Below are 13,290 nucleotides of genomic sequence, written 5' to 3'. Positions count from 1 at the left end.
ATCATCGATAATTAAAATGGCTTTTTATCTCGTTTTAAAGCTAGTAACAAAAGTTTCTCCGTCGTTCTCCGCGTTCACGATCAGCTGGGCACTTTCACTGATACGCTGAGCAAGTGCTTTTTGCGCTTTTCCCTCGAAGCTGTATAAAAGGGCTGAATATACGTCGTTTAATTCTTCTTGCAGCGAATTCATCTCGAACTTTGGTTTTAGGTTTTTACGAACCGTGGCTAGCTTAGTATTTGCCACTTGCGTCATCCCTGCTTTCAGCATTTGACGCTGCAGCTGTTTTCGCATTGGATCATCTTTATGTTCTAAAAGGTTGTCTAACGTTGGCATTGCGGTGTCACTCCTATAATCTTAGCCAGTTGGCAAGCATTTGATCTTTTTCCTCAAAATCGTCGGCGATTTTATTTAAGAAACCGCCTATTTCCTCAAGATCTGTAATTGCTGCCTGTAGCGAATCTATGTATGATTGTTCAGCCTGTGTGTCGTAAAATATCGGTCCTTTATCGTAAGACTGGGCTATATCCTCTAACGTATTGGTTACATCATGCGCATTTAGCTGATCATAAAAGCCATGGCCAACTTGACCGTAAAATTCCGTCTTTATTTCAGCAACTTTCTCATCGTGCTCTTGATAAGCATTTTGCGCTTCTTTTTTCATCATTCTCAGATCCTCGACCATTGCGTCAACTTTTTCGGCAAGTTTTTTCGCACTTTTGGGAGTGACTTTAATGGCATCCCCGCCGCCGATCGCGCCAGCCGGTAGCATTGCGTTTAAGTTTTTATCGTAGACAAGCTCATCGCCGTTTACGTTCGTGATATTTCCGTTCTCATCAAATATAAAGTTTGCCTCATTTAGACCGTGTGTATCTGGATTGCGAACAATAACTGTGCCTATAAAGTAGGCGAGGTTCTTTGCGATTTGATCACCCCATCGCCCGCTAAGTCTCTGTTCGCGACTGAATTGCGATAGTGCTGGATTCTTTGTGTAAATTGTGGTCCCGTTGTGGCGATCATACTCGTTCCAGTAACCGGCTCCGACCATATCATCCGGGTTGATGATAGACCTCACGTAAGGGTCGTACAAGCCATCGTTTATTTCTTTTTGCATGTTATCAGTATGTAGTTTGACGACAGAAGGGCTGTTAAACGCGACCGCATAAATATCATTATTTACCGCACTGTATTCAGCCTCTGCGCCTCCGAGTGAATGACCGGTTGTTGAAACAATCGTCGATGTTCCGTTATACTTTCTTTTAACTTCTTTAACGAGCTGGTCTGCTTGGTCGATTTGCGATGTTTTCGTAATGAGTTTATAATCTCCGGTCGTAAGCAGCGCGTCTTGAGAAGGTGTTCCGTTGTATTTTCCGAGTGTTTTAGACGTGTCTTTCGCGTCCTTTTTAACGATATAATGAGCTTCTTTTTTGGGGTCGCTTCCAAAAACTATGTTGCCGCCATCGGCTTTTACGCCATCATTGATCGGGTCTTTTGCGAGATCAGTGCCTGCAAAAGATACGACAACATTTTCTGGATTTTTGGATTTAACCCATTTACCATCTTTTGTTTTTTCTCCTTGCGATAGTACAACTGCATCCAATCCGGTATCTTCGTCGGTTTTTATTTTCTCAACATACCAAGGGATATTTTTATCAGCTATAATAGGTTGATTGTTTTTTAGGCTTTCTTTTAGTTTATTATATTTGTATGCGTACCGACTAAGTATGTAATAAGTCTCATCAGATACTTCAGGTACTTTGATGTTCTTAGCCATATAAAACTCCTCACATATAATGTAAAATGAATTATTGAAAGGGGTGATTCTATGAAAAAATACATTTTTATCCTGATAATAATTATTATAGCAGTTGGAGGTTTTATAATGAAGAATATTAATGATAAAAATGAACTAACAGAAGAGGTGAAGATTGCTCAAGAACGAATGGAGAAATTTATCAAAGCAAATTATGAAGGAATACATAACGTTACATTTAAAGATAAGTACGAAATAGATCCAATGGGTGGAATAGAAGTTTTTGGGTATTACAACGATGATACATCGAATAAATTTGACGGTATTTATGATAAGGCAAATGACAAGATTATGGGACACACTATAGATGCTGTGAGAAAGGAAGAATGTAGAGATAAAGATTGCGATTATTAAAAAGACGCCAGCGTGGCGTCTTTATTTTTGTATTATCCCTTCAATTGCTTCGGATATCGTGGACCATTTTTCTAAACCGCGAGCTACATGTGTACCTTTATCTGCTATTGTCGCATATGCTTCGTATGTATTATTGGCTTTAAAAACTCTAACCGATAGATCCCTTTCCTTAAAGAGTAGCCATTCTTGTTTTTCTCCTTCAAATAACATTTTATGATTTATCCTCAATATCCAAGTTGTAAAGAATAATGTCGTCAATGGTGTATGTCTTAGTTGGTGAGAAATTATTTAATACATATAAGATTTTCTCAATTGTTTCGAGTTCTATCCGTTTGGTTTTCCCCTCGCAAAGATCCCCGATAGTTGCTGGTCGCACTTTTGCCTCAACAGCTAGTTTGTTTTTAGTAATTTCTAGCTCGTCCAGTATATCGTTCAACTTAAATTCAAAAGGCATTTTCTCTAATCCTCCTTAATTTCATTTTAACCATATTATACAAGTAAAACGGCAGCAGTAAAATGTTTTTTAAAAAACGCAAGAAAACCTCTTGACGTTTTACTCCTGTAGTAATATTATTAACTCAACAAGTAATACTTCAGAAGTAAAATTAGGTGAAGAAATCGACAATCATATCAGAAGCAAAAATTTTGCAGTCTACTAACCCTAAGATACATTTCACATGATTTGCTTCTTATTGCAGTGTTGCGTCTTGATGAGAAATTAAAGGAGGTAATTGGAAATGAACGTTTACTATAGAAAAACTGTTGTTGGTTGGTGGAATATTTATCCGGCAGGCTCAGACGCGCAGTTTGTAAATCTTTCGCCAGAGGAATTCTTTACGCTCTTGCCTCAAGTATCCCGAAAAGCATTTGCTGGTTGCGCAGAAATCAAGCCTAAAGCAGCGCAAGAATTATTCGGTGAGGAGGTGCGGTCAGCATGACAGAAAAATATAGCCCGACGAAGGTGAAACTTCACTGGCACGGAGTCGCATTTGATACGGGGCTGCCGATGCACGAGGTATCTGAAGCCTGGTTAATGAGTCCCGACATCATCGGAAAATATGTGGGAGACGATGAACTCGCATTTTACGAAGTTGAGCGTCTGGAGAAAAAGAATAACGTTTTTCATTTATACGAAGATAACCATCCGCGCTTTTTCATGGTAGGAACGTCGAAGCTAGGCGAAGATCTTTCCAAAATCGATTTTCCTGAACTTGCAAATATGTCATTTATGGATTTCATTCGGATTGGTTTTTCACTAGAAAGGGAGGATTCACGATGAATAAATATAACGTTTCTCGCGCAGCAGTAAAAAGTGCAATAGCTCGCCTCGGTCTTACAAAAACGCAAGCACAGAACGTATTGCCGAAATATGCGCAAGGCGCCGCGTTCGTTTGGTCTCTCGATTCTACAAGCGGCAGCCAAGCCGTTTACGACAACTATAACGAAAGAGTGCGCCTTGTTATTGCCGAGAATGGCACCGTATTAGACGTTTTCCCCATTGATTACGCGCTACAGTCACCGCACAACTTATCGGAAGAGGTTTGCCAATCGCTTAAGGAGTCGACTAAAAAGACTCTGATCGCGAAAAGAGACGAGACCCACCGCAAATGGTGCGAAGCTGAACTTGCTTTTCACGAAAATAGTTACGAGATCGCTAAAGTGCGCTTCGAATTAATCGACGCAAATATTGAAGAAGCCGCGACGTTAAGCAGTCGTTTAGCGGACCTGTGCGCGGATAACAAGCGACTGCACCAGGACAGATCAGCACTCAGAAAAGAACGGACTGACTTAGAGCGTGCTCTTGTACCTTATATCTAAGATTCGAGGGGGAAACGAAATGGAAAAAGTACGGTTAGTTCGACACGGATCGACAGATTTTCCTTATACGGAGATACACGACGCCTATCTTATCGCAGCGGATACGGTAGCTATATGGGATTTTGACTGGCTGGGCGGCGGCAGGTTTGCGTTTTATGACACTGACGGCCTGACGTGGAAGGATGACGGTTATCACCTATACGAAGATGCCCACCCGGCATCATTCGCGTTCGAGTTCGCCAAGACGACGGCGGCCCTAAAGAAGCTCGACGGTCGGGAATTAGCGAATATGAGTGTCGCGCAGTTCGTGAGCCTATTCTTCACCGGAGGCGGATGTAATGTTTAAATTAGGCGCAACCGTACATTATTGGGGCGTTAAGGCGGACGGGCTGACGTGGCTTTCGGCCGAAGCCCTTACCGGCAGAATACTAGGACGCAACGTAGACGAGGGCACATACGTAATAGAAGGGCGGTCCGGGGCTACGCATATTGTTCCGGAAAGATTAATCGGGTAGAAAATAAAAAAGACGAACAGTTGCACGCACAACTCAATTCGTCTTTAGAATTATCAGGGAAATTTAATTAAAACGCTAAACATTCGTAGATATTGACCGATATTAATCTAGTAGACTATAAGCATCCGGAGCCGCGAGGTTTCCGGGTGTGAAAAAATAAATTTTTTTTAGATTCGACGGACACAGGTGTATTTCTCATTTCGAATCTATTTAAGTACGGGTGAAAATTATTTTACTCTATAAATCACCCATTTTATCATCTATTGCAATTATAATCGCAAAAAGGAGGATTGTCAAGCTTAAAATGAAAAACAAAATTGGAGTATTCGAATGTCAGGTTGTTTATAGGATGCTGCGACTCTCAACGCAGACAAAAAAGGTGATTAAACTGGATTCAGGGTAGTGGCGTTCTGTTCGAAAAATGCTTACGTGATCAATGATGCCGAGAAAATTTCGTGACTAAAAAATGAAAAGGACGTGGCGAGATTGAACAAAGAGTCGAAGAGAGGTATTCTTCCGAATAATAAAGAGGAGCTACTATCACGCAATAATTATGAGATGTATAACTTGGACCTTTTACGCAAAGTTTTTCCGAGAATTATAGCCGAGCATGACTCCGTTTTTGATCGAAAACAGCGAAAACCGCAAATTCGAGACGTCATCGCACTTTATTTTTATTTACTCTCGTATGTAGATGGTACGCACACTCGACAGAATGGAGAAAAAAGCGACCGTTTTGGCGCAAGCTTTCCGGCGCGTCAAAGGATAGCATCTGAATTGGGGATCGCTGAAAAACGGATAAAGCCACTAGTGGATATTCTTTTAGCTAATGGATTGCTTCTCGAAGTAAGAGACGTTTGGAGCGGAACAGACCGTTATAAATGGTATTTCGTGTCATTCTGCCCGCGGATCAGTGATGACGGTTATATTGTTTCAGAAGATGGAGAGAAAATAGTGCCCGATCTATCGGTTTATAAGTGATACAGGCATTAGATGACCGTTTGGGTGCGGTCATTAGAGGTGGGCTTGCAAAGGGTTATTAGATATCCGAGTAAACATACCAAGAGAAACATACCAACGTTAAACATACCAACAAATAATAGCGCTCAATTAAAAACCTTTCGCGCAGTTACTTATTAATTAAATAACTTCTATCGCGATAAAGAATATCTGCAAGAGTGAGCGTAAGCGAACGATTGCTTTGTTTTAAACAAAGAAAGGGGGAAATAAAAATGAAAACATACCAACCAAAGGAAGAGCTCAAACAAAAAATAAATAGATGGAAAACCGAGGTCAACTCCGAATTTATAGATGCCGCACGTTTGAATTGCGAGGTGGATGCTGCGCTATCGGCATACGTACAGGCTTCTGGAAAAAGTCCGCTACAATCGGAGCCGAAGTTAATGAATCTTATTAGTGACCTGTTTGTCAAAGTCCATGAAAATATTGAGCGGCTTCAAATAAAAGAACGGACCCGGGAAGAATGGGAGCAGGAAGAGCGAAAGTATATACCGTCCATGCCCTCCGAAGTTCCGGAAGGCTATCGAGTGTGTGCTTGCTGGAATTGTAACAATGTTTTTCAGCGCCTTGGAAAAAAGAAATATTGCAGCGACGCATGCGGGCAGGAGCAAAGAGACGCGGATAAACGGTTAAAACGAACCGGCACGTACTTGGCTCCCAAGCGCGATGGATATCTTCCTAATCGTGAAGAAAATGCCGGTCAAAAGGACAAAGTCCGTCTTGTTTTTGACGATCAAATAGAATTATACGGGAAGCGAGAGTCAGACGGAAATCGTCCATATTCTCCCCGCAGAGATACAAAAGCCAAGCAGTCGGGCGATATAAAATTTGGTCAGGTTGAGAGCGACGGGGAAGAGAAGTCAGAGTATGAAAAATTCAGAGACGGTGAGAGTCCGGGTATCTTTACAGTGAATATTGCATCGGGTCTTAAAATCTATCATACAAACGGGAAAAATCACGAATATAGTGAGAGGGATACTGGCGCGTGGTATCTCTTTCAATCTTGCATTAGTCATTCTGGCTAATGCTTTTTTTATGCCTTTTTTTCGATGCTTAGTTAAGAAAATTTAACAAGGAGGGTAGACCCTATGGAATTAACCGGTGATCAGTTTTTAAAAATTCGCCGAATTTACAGGTTATCACAAAAAGATGTAGCAGATTTAACAGGGGTTTCGGAGGCTTTCATTTGCATGGTCGAAAACGGAAAGCGAAAACTTACTCAAAAAGTCTCTACAAGATTAGCAGATAAATTGGATCTTAACCCTGCTAAAGTGATTAGCCTGCTTGAATTCTACGCGCAGACGGAGGTTATTAAATGAACCAGCGAAAGATCAACACGATGCGAACTAAACTCGGCCGGCTAGCCCGAAACCAATGCGCTAACTACAAAAGCAGCGGTGCCTGTGATCTTCAGCGTTGCGGTGTATGTACCGTTGAAATCAAAACGGATTCAATGCAGGGGAATATTTGTCCGTACTTTATGCGAAACGTTCTGCCCGCAGATCCGGCTTTAACGCGGGAGTATCTCGAATATTTACCAGCCGATCATCCGTTACAAAACAAGTCGAACAAGGCAGGAAAATGCAAACGCTGCGGCCATCGATTCGAGCGCAAAAGTAACCGGCAACTATACTGCGACGGATGTTCGGTTGAAAATGAAAAGGAAAACAGTCGGCGAAGGAATCGAGATTATCGAGATAGACAAAGAAAAAGAATGACGATTTAGACGTCTGTAAACGTTGATATGACGGGCTTTGTAAATGCAAAAAACGGCACCCAGCTATATAACTATTAGATTTCGATTTTTGTATCTAAAGGAGGTACATCTTTGACTAACGTCTTGGTCTACGTAAAACCTGACGAAGTGCTCACGGTTGACGCGGAAACAGGTGAAATATTGCGAAAGATTAGCGGCTGTCACCGAGACTTACTCGTGTCACAGGCGCTTTTTTACTGCCGGAAAGCCGGCGAAGTACCGAATATCGAGTATCAGAGGGAGGAAGACGTATGTACTGCGTATCTAAAATGACCGAATTTTGGGGTAGTTACGGAGAATCAGGGAGCTCGTATATTCGCGAAACAAAAGGCGGCAGTTTTACGGGCTTACTACCGGGCGACGTTGCGCTTATCGAGCTTGATACAGAAAGAGGCATCTATATGGTGACTGGCCGTGACGGTGGCATTATCGCGCTGTCTACTGTCCGGTACAACCCTAAAGCGACTGAGCTCGAAGTCCGACGTGCGCTTTTCAATGCGGCCACCGATGTCGCCTATCATTATGGCGCGAAAAATGCGTTTGTTGTGCAGGGGGTTGATCGAATACCGGTAAATGAGTACGAGGTCGGACTTCTCACTGCCGAGGGAGATGAAAGATGAAACATACGCTTTATATAACGAAAGTGAGCGACGAAAAGCGGGTCGTTTATGCCTATCTCGTTACTAATTACCAAGGCATAAAGACGTCCGGCCTGTTTGTTACCGCGGGCAAGCACAAATACGATGGCAACCGCACCGATCACATTGCTCTTCAGCGTAGTCTAAGGGCTGCGTCAGAGTTGGCGGGGGTGGTCGACTTGAAAATCGTTTTCGATCAGCCACTTATCGACTTGGCGTTTGAAATGGTCGAAGTTGCGGTTCCGAAATATCCTTCACTCTACCAGACTTCTGCGCGGCTTATGGGGCGGTTCCAGTCTCATGAATTCGCTTCTACTGTCTTTACAGATATGGATGCATGTCCGGAAGAAGTAAGCGCGATTGATGAAGCGATGGAAATGCTGGACGGATGTCGTTCATTAAAGGGCCGGCTATTACTGCTAAAAAACTACCTTATTCATGCTAAAAATATTATTTCATAGGGGGATTAGGATGAAATTCGAATACTCGGAAGAATTAAAAGGGAAAATATCGCACCTGGAAGAGCTAGAAAATCAAAAAAAGAGAACTAATGAGAAGTTGCAGGAGCATGATGAAAAGTTAGCGGAAGAGCTTAAAAAAGCTGAGGAAGCTTTGGAAGTGGCCGTAATGGAGTTAGCGCTTGATCCATCTCCTGCAAAGAGAACGAAAGAGCGTAAGGCGAGAGAGACGGTCGAGTCGCTACGACTGGAAGTTTCGGGTGGGAGCGAAAGGAAAAGATCCGTTAAACAGGTGCATGATCGAAAAATACAGGCTGCGAAAGAGGACATACTTCGGACTTTATCGGCTGAGGTAACTGAACACAAGGAAAAGCACGAGCAGTCGGCACTCGATCGAGTCCGTAAAGCCAAGATGGAATACTTAAAGGCCGCGGCAAGTTATCACGATTTAATTGATTTACAATGCCGGCAGACCTATTTTGATATGGCCAGACAGATAGGTGAGACACAATTCGCCACTCAAAATGGGCTTTTCGAAAAATATAGGCCGAGCATTTACGTTAATGAACCGATTTTCACATATAGACCTAGCGGAACAAACCCATACGGGATTATCGAACCTGAAATACGCCGAGCGTGGACCAGAGGGGAACTCCCCGCTGAATAAGGCGTAAAATCGGCAAGAAAACAATGGAGGAATTCTATAATGAATAAATTTGAAGAGATGACCCAGAGTTACACGCAAATGGAGCAAATTCGCGAATCAGTCAAAGGTTCGGTTATGAAAGCTAAACAGGAATTTGAGAAACGCGAAACGGAGATACTTCAAGACGTTACCCTTACACATGTTGGCCAAAAACAGCAGCTAGATAAGGTTCGCGATCAATATTCAAACCAATTATTGGGGCAACTTCAAAGTGCTAAAAAGGAATTCGATAAGACTTCCGATAGCGTTGTCGCATTTGCGGACGAAATTCTTCTAGCTGAGCCGGAAAGACCGTCCGCAGCAGCAGAAGCGGAGTTTGATCGAAGTCTTACTGCGCTTAGAACGGATACTATACTTGCGACGAATACAAAATCAGGATTGAGTAAGCTAGAATCTTTCGTCAACACGATTGATAACCCGTATTTTGCTCGAAAAATGATGGCTGAATTCCCGGCGTTAGCCGCCTCTTTTGTTAATAAAGACGTATCGAGCCAACTAAAGCTCGGCCATATAAATACGAAGCTGACAAATATGGCGTCTACCGAGGAACAAAAACGGACTCAACAGATTAAAGAGTCCGTCTTGAGTAAAAAAGAACAGCCACTTATTCCGGAATATGACCAGTATTACAATGTAGCGACTAAAACGTTCGGCCCTCAGATGGCGGACTACCTTCGTAATCCTGAGTCGTATTCCGGTCAAGAGTAATTTAATAGAGTTCGAATGAAGCAGGGTGTCCGCAATGGGCGCCCTTTTTATTTTACTTAAAAGGAGCGAATGAAATGGGAGAGGTAATTCCTTTTGTAACGAAAGAAGAAGCGGACAGAGTCGCCTATGCGGTCGGTGTTTTCGAATGGGTCACAGAAAAAGTCCTAAAAGGTGAGTTAGACTTCACCGAAGGGCAGGAATCAAAAATCGCTGAAGCAACTGAGGTCTTAAATCAGTACAGCTCGGAGGAACTTTTGATTTTCTTCAATCGTCCGCAGGAAGGCGATAAAGAATGAGCGGAACAACAGTCGGAGAAATTAAAGCACGTCTAGTTCTAGATACGAACGAATGGTCTCGGAGGCAGGCGCAAGTAAGAAATGATATGACGCAAATGGGGCGATCGTCCGAAAATGTATCGAAGCAGATGGACCTCGTACAAAAAGCGTCGCTTGCGGTCGGAGCCGCGGTCGCTGCGGGCATAGGTGTGTCCGTCAAAAAAGCGGCTGACTTCGAAGCGGCCATGTCGAACGTAAAAGCGATAAGCGGAGCGACCGGTCAGGAATTCGAAGACCTGAAAAACATTGCGTCTAAAATGGGCGCGGAAACGAAGTTCACAGCGGTCGAGGCGGCAGAGGGACTTCAATATCTAGCGATGGCCGGCTTTAGCGTAAAAGATCAGGTCGCCTCTTTGCCATCGGTACTTAACTTAGCGGCGGCATCAAACGAAAGTCTCGGACGTTCGGCGGACATTGTATCGAATATCATGACGGGATTCGGCATTAAAGCGGAAGAGTCTGGCCGTGCTGTTGACGTTCTCGTCAAGACGATGACAACCGCGAATACAGACCTGCCGCAGTTGGGCGATGCGATGAAATACGTAGCCCCTGTCGCACAATCTCTTGGCTATTCGATGGAAGATACAGCGACAGCCGTTGCGAAAATGTCTGATGCCGGTATTCAGGGATCGATGGCCGGTACGGCGCTTCGTGCTTCGTTATTGCACCTGGCGAACCCGGTCGGACAGTCCGCAAAAGCGATGGAAAACTACGGTATCGAAGTGGAAGACGCGCACGGAAATCTTAAGCCGCTGCCGGAACTCATTGGGCATATCGCGGAAAGGTTTGACGGCATGACGTCAGCACAAAAAACAGCAGCCGCAGCGCAATTAGTCGGAACTGAAGCAGCGTCCGGATTCGTAACGCTTTTAGGTGTCGGAGAAAAAGGGCTTCGGGATTACTCTAAAACGCTGCAAGACGCAGGTGGTACGGCTGATCGCGTAGCTAAGACGCAGATGGATAACCTTAACGGATCATTCGAGAAATTTAAATCAGCGCTCGACGGGCTCGGCATTAAAATCGGTAACGAATTCTTACCTGCTTTCCGAAGAATAGTCGATACGGGTACGCAGATACTCGATTTCCTTAACAAGTTAAATCCGGGCATCATTACGACCGGACTCGAAATGGCGGGTACGGCCGCAGCAATTGCTCTTGTAGCATCGTCGGCGGTTAAACTCGGCATAGCATTACGCGGTTTATTCGTTGCGATGGGTCCGGCCGGATGGATCATAACGGGGCTTTCGATCCTTGGCGGCCTTTTAGTCGGCGTCAAAGCCGGTTATGACGAAATGAATACGGTCAGCCTCGAAGCAGCCAACGCAAAGCAAAAAGAGATCGACTCACTTAACGGACTGATAACTGAATTCGATAAGCTTCAGGCGAAAACGAAGCTGACGTCGGATGAGTTTGCGCATTACCTCGACTTGAACGATCGGATTAAGTCCGAGACGAACGCGGATTCGATTAAACGGATGAAAGATGAGCAGGCGGGACTTCGAGAGAAATCGGGGTTGACGAATAGCGAGTTTGATCGGTATTTGCAACTTAATGGCGAGATTTTAGAAAAAGCTCCGCAAACAAGCGCAGCAATTAGTGAGCAGGGGAACGCATTCGCTAAGAATACGAAAGAAGTCAAGAGACTGAGCGAGGCTAAGGCGGAAGAGTTGCGTATTGACCTCGAAAGCCAGAAGGCTGATATCGAGAGAGATATGAACAAAAACCTGAACAAACAAAAGGAATTAATCCAAGACATTAATCAACTTAAGACGGAGAGAAAAGATATTGAGAGCCAAATCAGCGATCAGGTTGAAGTCGTTCAGAAAAGAGAGGCTGCCTACGATGATGCTAAAGCGTCAAAGGACAAAGCGCGTATAGCGATGACTGAGAATGAACTAACCTTAGAACAGCACAAGCTCCAAAAACTTAGGGATCAGCATTCCGCCAATTTGGATAGCTTGAAAGCTAAAAATGAGGATCTGCAAAAAATTAATGAAGAACTCGCAAAACTCGACGTTGTAAAGCAAAAAATGGTCGACCTTGAGCTTCGCCAAGTCGGACTTAACGCGAAGAAGGGCGAAGGTATCAACGTACTTAACAGAGAGATTGCGAGATTAAAAGACGCCCGATCTAACCTTGTAAATAACACGTCAGCCGCCGACAAGAAGAAGCAAGAGTATCGAAAGTCATTAGACGCAATCGATAGCGAGATAGCTAAGCTAGAAAGCGCAAAGGGACGCGTCCAAGAAATCACAACAGCTGCGGAAAATATGAACGCGATGTTAAGCAAAGACATTACGAAACGGATTACGACAATTACGACGGATGTTTCAATGAAAACGGAGCGTGCAGTAAGTCGCGGAAGAGGTAACGAAGGTACTTACCACGTCGGAGGTATTATCGGTCGCGGGCAGATCAACAAGCTGCATACCGGAGGTCTTGCGTCTAAGTTCGCAGACAGACCGATGAGTCACGAAGTTGATATTCGAGCGCTCCGTAACGAGATGGTGCTGACCGAAGCGCAGCAGGCGAACCTCATGCGGATGATCGACGCGGGTCATACGGTGGCAACGAGTGGTAGTCCGGCGGTTTCGGACGAGGTGCTTCACGTTTTGAAAGCGATTGAATCGGGTGTGAACCGAGACGGCTCGATCCATATAAGCATAGATGGTCAGACGGTTGCCAACGCTACTTTCCCGTACTATGATCGGAAAATGTCGGATGAAGTTGGAATGGCGCAGCTATTGGACGGGCGGTAATAGCAACTACAAGAATAGAGTTTGGCGGGCATTTACGTATGATTACGTAGGTGCTCGCGTACATAATTGTATTGCGGTAAAAGTTGGACGGATAGTATAATTCAGTTATAAGTAGGGGAGGAATGGGAATTGTGAAACAACGAATTAGTATTATATTGTTTGTTCTAGGATGGGTAGTTATTGTGGCAGGAACCATCGCAAATATTGATAGCACTTTATATTTAAACTCCGTACAATATGTTGCCGAAGGGGAAACGCCGAAGCCTGTGCGTATGATGAGCATTGTGCAGGACTTCATGGGACCGCTATATCAAGGCGGAATATTGATCGGACTATCATATCTAATAGGCTACGTGAAGAACTTAGACACGAGTGAGTAGCTGGTACAGCCCCGTCCTTAACCGGATGGG

General features: G+C 44.0%; 22 protein-coding genes. 18 read left to right on the top strand and 4 right to left on the bottom strand.

Features of this window, described 5'->3' with window-relative positions; translation table 11 throughout:
- Positions 1–24: 24 nt before the first annotated feature.
- Together MOF34_RS02495 and MOF34_RS02490 are read right to left on the bottom strand one after the other, a co-directional pair.
- Positions 25–336: a hypothetical protein gene (locus MOF34_RS02495; protein WP_268398338.1), complete on the bottom strand. Its 312-nt coding sequence runs from the start codon at positions 334–336 to the stop codon at positions 25–27.
- A gap of 13 nt (positions 337–349) precedes the next feature.
- The gene (locus tag MOF34_RS02490) at positions 350–1,774 is read right to left on the bottom strand and encodes a lipase (RefSeq protein WP_268398336.1); all 1,425 of its coding nucleotides are present in this window, start codon (positions 1,772–1,774) and stop codon (positions 350–352) included.
- Between the two features lie 51 nt (positions 1,775–1,825).
- Here MOF34_RS02490 and MOF34_RS02485 point away from each other — a divergent pair, with 51 nt between their 5' ends.
- Entirely contained in the window at positions 1,826–2,167 is a 342-nt protein-coding gene (locus tag MOF34_RS02485; protein ID WP_268398335.1) for a DUF1433 domain-containing protein, read from the top strand.
- A 21-nt stretch (positions 2,168–2,188) separates the two neighbouring features.
- Here MOF34_RS02485 and MOF34_RS02480 read toward each other — a convergent pair whose 3' ends face one another.
- Positions 2,189–2,377: a hypothetical protein gene (locus MOF34_RS02480; protein ID WP_268398333.1), complete on the bottom strand. Its 189-nt coding sequence runs from the start codon at positions 2,375–2,377 to the stop codon at positions 2,189–2,191.
- A 1-nt stretch (position 2,378) separates the two neighbouring features.
- Positions 2,379–2,621, bottom strand: coding sequence for a helix-turn-helix domain-containing protein (locus tag MOF34_RS02475; protein ID WP_268398331.1), 243 nt, complete (start codon positions 2,619–2,621; stop codon positions 2,379–2,381).
- A 283-nt stretch (positions 2,622–2,904) separates the two neighbouring features.
- Here MOF34_RS02475 and MOF34_RS02470 point away from each other — a divergent pair, with 283 nt between their 5' ends.
- From MOF34_RS02470 to MOF34_RS02390, 17 genes are all read left to right on the top strand, one after another.
- Complete coding sequence (locus MOF34_RS02470) at positions 2,905–3,105, top strand: hypothetical protein (RefSeq protein WP_268398329.1); 201 nt, start codon at positions 2,905–2,907, stop codon at positions 3,103–3,105.
- Positions 3,102–3,446, top strand: a complete 345-nt coding sequence (locus MOF34_RS02465; RefSeq protein WP_268398328.1) for a hypothetical protein — start codon at positions 3,102–3,104, stop codon at positions 3,444–3,446. The genes MOF34_RS02470 and MOF34_RS02465 overlap by 4 nt, the downstream gene beginning before the upstream one ends.
- Positions 3,443–3,985, top strand: coding sequence for a hypothetical protein (locus MOF34_RS02460; protein WP_268398326.1), 543 nt, complete (start codon positions 3,443–3,445; stop codon positions 3,983–3,985). The genes MOF34_RS02465 and MOF34_RS02460 overlap by 4 nt, the downstream gene beginning before the upstream one ends.
- Before the next feature lie 19 nt (positions 3,986–4,004).
- Positions 4,005–4,331 (top strand): hypothetical protein, encoded by a 327-nt coding sequence (locus MOF34_RS02455; RefSeq protein ID WP_268398323.1) that lies wholly within the window; start codon positions 4,005–4,007, stop codon positions 4,329–4,331.
- Complete coding sequence (locus MOF34_RS02450) at positions 4,324–4,500, top strand: hypothetical protein (protein ID WP_268398321.1); 177 nt, start codon at positions 4,324–4,326, stop codon at positions 4,498–4,500. Before MOF34_RS02455 ends, MOF34_RS02450 begins: the two co-directional genes overlap by 8 nt.
- Before the next feature lie 558 nt (positions 4,501–5,058).
- Positions 5,059–5,481: a hypothetical protein gene (locus MOF34_RS02445; protein ID WP_268398389.1), complete on the top strand. Its 423-nt coding sequence runs from the start codon at positions 5,059–5,061 to the stop codon at positions 5,479–5,481.
- Between the two features lie 251 nt (positions 5,482–5,732).
- Positions 5,733–6,545 carry a hypothetical protein gene (locus MOF34_RS02440; protein ID WP_268398320.1) on the top strand — a complete coding sequence of 271 codons (813 nt, stop codon included), beginning with the start codon at positions 5,733–5,735 and terminating at the stop codon, positions 6,543–6,545.
- Positions 6,546–6,608: 63 nt separating this feature from the next.
- Positions 6,609–6,839, top strand: coding sequence for a helix-turn-helix domain-containing protein (locus MOF34_RS02435; RefSeq protein WP_125122417.1), 231 nt, complete (start codon positions 6,609–6,611; stop codon positions 6,837–6,839).
- A complete protein-coding gene (locus MOF34_RS02430; protein ID WP_268398318.1) occupies positions 6,836–7,246 on the top strand; it encodes a cysteine-rich VLP protein in 411 nt (136 codons plus the stop codon). The genes MOF34_RS02435 and MOF34_RS02430 overlap by 4 nt, the downstream gene beginning before the upstream one ends.
- A 102-nt stretch (positions 7,247–7,348) precedes the next feature.
- Positions 7,349–7,549, top strand: coding sequence for a hypothetical protein (locus MOF34_RS02425; RefSeq protein WP_268398317.1), 201 nt, complete (start codon positions 7,349–7,351; stop codon positions 7,547–7,549).
- Positions 7,528–7,896: a hypothetical protein gene (locus tag MOF34_RS02420; protein WP_268398315.1), complete on the top strand. Its 369-nt coding sequence runs from the start codon at positions 7,528–7,530 to the stop codon at positions 7,894–7,896. Before MOF34_RS02425 ends, MOF34_RS02420 begins: the two co-directional genes overlap by 22 nt.
- Positions 7,893–8,375: a hypothetical protein gene (locus MOF34_RS02415; RefSeq protein WP_268398314.1), complete on the top strand. Its 483-nt coding sequence runs from the start codon at positions 7,893–7,895 to the stop codon at positions 8,373–8,375. Before MOF34_RS02420 ends, MOF34_RS02415 begins: the two co-directional genes overlap by 4 nt.
- A 10-nt stretch (positions 8,376–8,385) precedes the next feature.
- Entirely contained in the window at positions 8,386–9,039 is a 654-nt protein-coding gene (locus tag MOF34_RS02410) for a hypothetical protein (protein ID WP_268398313.1), read from the top strand.
- 39 nt (positions 9,040–9,078) lie between these two features.
- A complete protein-coding gene (locus MOF34_RS02405; RefSeq protein WP_268398312.1) occupies positions 9,079–9,786 on the top strand; it encodes a hypothetical protein in 708 nt (235 codons plus the stop codon).
- A 74-nt stretch (positions 9,787–9,860) separates the two neighbouring features.
- Entirely contained in the window at positions 9,861–10,082 is a 222-nt protein-coding gene (locus MOF34_RS02400; RefSeq protein WP_268398311.1) for a hypothetical protein, read from the top strand.
- Positions 10,079–12,880, top strand: coding sequence for a phage tail tape measure protein (locus MOF34_RS02395; protein WP_268398310.1), 2,802 nt, complete (start codon positions 10,079–10,081; stop codon positions 12,878–12,880). The genes MOF34_RS02400 and MOF34_RS02395 overlap by 4 nt, the downstream gene beginning before the upstream one ends.
- A 131-nt stretch (positions 12,881–13,011) precedes the next feature.
- Positions 13,012–13,260 carry a hypothetical protein gene (locus tag MOF34_RS02390; protein ID WP_268398309.1) on the top strand — a complete coding sequence of 83 codons (249 nt, stop codon included), beginning with the start codon at positions 13,012–13,014 and terminating at the stop codon, positions 13,258–13,260.
- Positions 13,261–13,290: the final 30 nt, after the last annotated feature.

The organism is Bacillus sp. T17B1 (genome assembly GCF_026796395.1).
Taxonomy (GTDB): domain Bacteria; phylum Bacillota; class Bacilli; order Bacillales; family Bacillaceae; genus Bacillus; species Bacillus spizizenii_A.
The sequence above is the reverse complement of the archived record's forward strand: the minus strand, read 5'-3'. Positions and strand labels throughout refer to the sequence as shown.

Bases quoted from the DNA above. Each gene is read 5' to 3' on its own strand.
- MOF34_RS02495 (WP_268398338.1), bottom strand. From the start codon at position 336: ATGCCAACGTTAGACAACCTTTTAGAACATAAAGATGATCCAATGCGA.
- MOF34_RS02490 (WP_268398336.1), bottom strand. From the start codon at position 1,774: ATGGCTAAGAACATCAAAGTACCTGAAGTATCTGATGAGACTTATTAC.
- MOF34_RS02485 (WP_268398335.1), top strand. From the start codon at position 1,826: ATGAAAAAATACATTTTTATCCTGATAATAATTATTATAGCAGTTGGA.
- MOF34_RS02480 (WP_268398333.1), bottom strand. From the start codon at position 2,377: ATGTTATTTGAAGGAGAAAAACAAGAATGGCTACTCTTTAAGGAAAGG.
- MOF34_RS02475 (WP_268398331.1), bottom strand. From the start codon at position 2,621: ATGCCTTTTGAATTTAAGTTGAACGATATACTGGACGAGCTAGAAATT.
- MOF34_RS02470 (WP_268398329.1), top strand. From the start codon at position 2,905: ATGAACGTTTACTATAGAAAAACTGTTGTTGGTTGGTGGAATATTTAT.
- MOF34_RS02465 (WP_268398328.1), top strand. From the start codon at position 3,102: ATGACAGAAAAATATAGCCCGACGAAGGTGAAACTTCACTGGCACGGA.
- MOF34_RS02460 (WP_268398326.1), top strand. From the start codon at position 3,443: ATGAATAAATATAACGTTTCTCGCGCAGCAGTAAAAAGTGCAATAGCT.
- MOF34_RS02455 (WP_268398323.1), top strand. From the start codon at position 4,005: ATGGAAAAAGTACGGTTAGTTCGACACGGATCGACAGATTTTCCTTAT.
- MOF34_RS02450 (WP_268398321.1), top strand. From the start codon at position 4,324: ATGTTTAAATTAGGCGCAACCGTACATTATTGGGGCGTTAAGGCGGAC.
- MOF34_RS02445 (WP_268398389.1), top strand. From the start codon at position 5,059: ATGTATAACTTGGACCTTTTACGCAAAGTTTTTCCGAGAATTATAGCC.
- MOF34_RS02440 (WP_268398320.1), top strand. From the start codon at position 5,733: ATGAAAACATACCAACCAAAGGAAGAGCTCAAACAAAAAATAAATAGA.
- MOF34_RS02435 (WP_125122417.1), top strand. From the start codon at position 6,609: ATGGAATTAACCGGTGATCAGTTTTTAAAAATTCGCCGAATTTACAGG.
- MOF34_RS02430 (WP_268398318.1), top strand. From the start codon at position 6,836: ATGAACCAGCGAAAGATCAACACGATGCGAACTAAACTCGGCCGGCTA.
- MOF34_RS02420 (WP_268398315.1), top strand. From the start codon at position 7,528: ATGTACTGCGTATCTAAAATGACCGAATTTTGGGGTAGTTACGGAGAA.
- MOF34_RS02415 (WP_268398314.1), top strand. From the start codon at position 7,893: ATGAAACATACGCTTTATATAACGAAAGTGAGCGACGAAAAGCGGGTC.
- MOF34_RS02410 (WP_268398313.1), top strand. From the start codon at position 8,386: ATGAAATTCGAATACTCGGAAGAATTAAAAGGGAAAATATCGCACCTG.
- MOF34_RS02405 (WP_268398312.1), top strand. From the start codon at position 9,079: ATGAATAAATTTGAAGAGATGACCCAGAGTTACACGCAAATGGAGCAA.
- MOF34_RS02400 (WP_268398311.1), top strand. From the start codon at position 9,861: ATGGGAGAGGTAATTCCTTTTGTAACGAAAGAAGAAGCGGACAGAGTC.
- MOF34_RS02395 (WP_268398310.1), top strand. From the start codon at position 10,079: ATGAGCGGAACAACAGTCGGAGAAATTAAAGCACGTCTAGTTCTAGAT.